Annotated in this window: 3 protein-coding genes; all 3 read right to left on the bottom strand. The window is 70.7% G+C overall.

All coding sequences use genetic code 11. The annotated features are described in order from the left end of the window. Nucleotides 1–137: 137 nt before the first annotated feature. Nucleotides 138–566 carry a GNAT family N-acetyltransferase gene (locus tag A6Q79_RS16125; RefSeq protein ID WP_286690243.1) on the bottom strand — a complete coding sequence of 143 codons (429 nt, stop codon included), beginning with the start codon at nt 564–566 and terminating at the stop codon, nt 138–140. A 95-nt stretch (nt 567–661) separates the two neighbouring features. Next, nucleotides 662–2,374, bottom strand: coding sequence for a proteasome ATPase (gene arc / locus A6Q79_RS16130; protein WP_317698769.1), 1,713 nt, complete (start codon nt 2,372–2,374; stop codon nt 662–664). A gap of 291 nt (nt 2,375–2,665) precedes the next feature. Then, the coding region (locus tag A6Q79_RS16135) for a tRNA (adenine-N1)-methyltransferase (RefSeq protein WP_369038016.1) at nt 2,666–3,201 on the bottom strand (536 nt) is incomplete at its 5' end.

A 3,201-nucleotide genomic window follows, 5' to 3' on the forward strand; every position in this document is an offset into this window, starting at 1 on the left:
CATCCGGGTGGAGCCGGTGGCCGAGACGAGCGGCACGCGGGCGTCGGCCCCCAGGACATCGGGCTCCTGCACTGGACCACGCGCCGCATGGTCAAGGGCTGAGCCACCGGGTGGCTGTGCGGGGACGCGGGCCCTGCTCACTCCTCCCCGGCGATGCTCTTCGCGAGGTGCACGCTGTCGTCGTAGCCGGCGTAGAACCCGAACGCAGGCTCGTCGGCGTAGCCGCTGGAGGTGTAGAGGGCGATGGCCTCGGGCTGCTGGTCGCCCGTCTCCAGCACGAGGCGTCGGACACCGGCCTGCGCGGCGGTGCGCTCGAGCTCCGCGAGCACGATCCGCGCGAGTCCGCGCCGACGGTGCGTCTCGCGGACGAACATCCGCTTGATCTCGGCGTCGGACGCGCCCTGCGGCCCGCCGCGACGCCAGCCGCCCATCGCCGCAGCCCGGCCGTCGACCTCGAGCACGAGGAACAGGCCGGCCGGCGGCACGAACTGCTCCGCATCGATCGGCGAGACGTCGCCCTCTCCCCCGTAGCGACGGCCGTACTCGGCCTGCACCTCCGCGGTCATGGCGACCACCTCGGGGTCGTCGTACCGCGCGACACGCAGGAGCGGCCGCCCCGAGGGGACGGCCGCACCCGACGCGCTCGCGCTGAGGTCGCCGCTCAGAGGTACTGCCCCGTGTTCGCGACCGTGTCGATCGACCGTCCGGGCTCGTTGCCGCCCTTGCCGGTGATGAGCGTGCGGATGAAGACGATCCGCTCACCCTTCTTGCCCGAGATGCGGGCCCAGTCGTCCGGGTTGGTCGTGTTCGGGAGGTCCTCGTTCTCCTTGAACTCGTCGAGGCACGCCTGCAGCATGTGCTGGACCCGCAGACCCTTCTGCCCGGTCTCCAGGAGGTCCTTGATCGCCATCTTCTTGGCGCGGTCGACGATGTTCTGGATCATCGCGCCGGAGTTGAAGTCCTTGAAGTACAGGACCTCCTTGTCGCCGTTGGCGTACGTGACCTCGAGGAACTGGTTGTCCTCGGACTCGGTGTACATCGCCTCGACGGTGCGCTGGATCATGCCCTGCGTCGTCGCGACGCGGTCGCCGCCCCACTCGGCGAGGTCGTCGGGGTGCAACGGCAGCGTCGGCGTCAGGTACTTGCTGAAGATGTCGCGCGCCGACTCCGCGTCGGGGCGCTCGATCTTGATCTTCACGTCGAGGCGCCCGGGACGCAGGATGGCCGGGTCGATCATGTCCTCACGGTTGGAGGCACCGATGACGAGGACGTTCTCGAGGCCCTCCACACCGTCGATCTCGCTCAGGAGCTGCGGCACGATCGTGTTCTCCACGTCGGAGGACACGCCCGACCCGCGGGTGCGGAACAGGGAGTCCATCTCGTCGAAGAACACGATGACCGGGGTGCCGGCCGAGGCCTTCTCCCGCGCCCGCTGGAAGACCAGGCGGATGTGGCGCTCGGTCTCACCGACGTACTTGTTGAGCAGCTCGGGGCCCTTGATGTTGAGGAAGTACGAGCGCCCCTCCTCACCGGTGCGCTCGGAGACCTTCTTGGCCAGGCTCGCCGCGACCGCCTTGGCGATCATCGTCTTGCCGCAGCCGGGCGGACCGTAGAGCAGCACGCCCTTCGGCGGCTTGAGCTCGTGCTCGACGAACACGTCGGGGTGCAGGTAGGGCAGCTCGACGGCGTCCTTGATGGAGTCGATCTGTCCGCGCAGGCCACCGATCGACTCGTAGTCGACGTCGGGCACCTCCTCCAGGACGAGCTCCTCGACCTCGCTCTTCGGGATGCGCTCGTAGACCCAGCCGGCGCGGCTGTCGAGCAGCAACGAGTCGCCGGCGCGCAGCTTGAGCCCGACCAAGGAGTCGGCCAGCTTCACGACCTTCTCGTCGTCGGTGTTGCCCAGCACCAGGGCACGCTCGCCGTCGGCCAGGAGCTCCTTGAGCATCACCACCTCGCCGGTGGTCTCGAACTCCAGCGCGGCCACGACGTTCATCGCCTCGTTGAGGATGACCTCCTGGCCGCGGCGCAGCTCGTCGCGGTCGACCGCCGGGCTGACCGTGACCCGCAGCTTGCGGCCGCCGGTGAACACGTCGACCGTGTCGTCGTCGTTGCGCTGCAGGAAGGTGCCGAAGCCCGTCGGCGGCTGCGCCAGACGGTCGACCTCCTCCTTGAGGGCGACGATCTGGTCACGCGCGTCGCGCAGCGTGGAGCTCAGCCGCTCGTTCTGCGACGTCGTGGAGGCCAGTCGGGCCTCGAGGTCGGAGAGCCGGGAGTCGAGTGACCCCTCCGAGCCCAGGCGTCGCCTGAGGTGCTCGACCTCGGCGCGCAGATATGCCAGCTCGTGGTCGGCGCCACGGGGGTTCTCGTTCACGATCGCCACCTCCTGCTCGTCGAGTTCGACCCTAACGGAGATCAGGTTGCACGAAAGGTCGTCTCGGCGCGCGTCGGATGACGATCGTGTTGCGGGGCTCCTCCCCGCCCACGGCCCGGAACCCCCGACAGGCTGTCCTCCGCCCACGGCCCGGAACCCCCGCCGGACCGTCCGCCGCCCACGGCCCGGAACCCCCGCCAGGCCGTCCTCCGCCCACGGCCCGGAACCCCCGACAGGCCGTCCTCCGCCCACGGCCCGGAACCCCCGCCAGGCCGTCCTGGCCGGGCGAGGTCAGAGCTCGGTGCCTGCCGGCCGGGGCCCGGTGTAGTCGGGGCCGTAGGCGCCCGGCGCGGGGCGGCGGGTCTTCTCCAGGGCCGGGTGGCCCGGCGCCATGCGCCGCGCGGTGACGAGGAACGCCGTGTGGCCCACCATCTTGTGGTCGGGACGCACGGCGAGACCCTCGAGGTGCCACGAGCGCTGCATGGTCTCCCACGCGTGCGGCTCGGTGAAGCCGCCGTCGGCTCGCAGCGTCTCGACGAAGCGCGACAGCTGGGTCGTCGTGGCGACGTAGGCGCAGACGATGCCGCCGGGCACGAGCCGCTCGGCCGCGAGCGGGACGCACGACCACGGGTCGACCATGTCGAGGACGAGCCGGTCGATCTCCGGCTCGGCCATGACCTCGCGCACGTCCCCCACGGTGAGCGTCCACTCCGGGTGGTCCGTGCCGACGAGCTGCTCCACGTTCCTGCGCGCCGTCTCGGCGAACTCCTCCCGGATCTCGTAGGACCCCAGGTGGCCGTCCGGGCCGACCGCGCGCAGCAGGTAGG

Source organism: Aeromicrobium sp. REDSEA-S32_B7 (assembly GCF_001626145.1).
Lineage (GTDB): Bacteria > Actinomycetota > Actinomycetes > Propionibacteriales > Nocardioidaceae > Aeromicrobium > Aeromicrobium erythreum.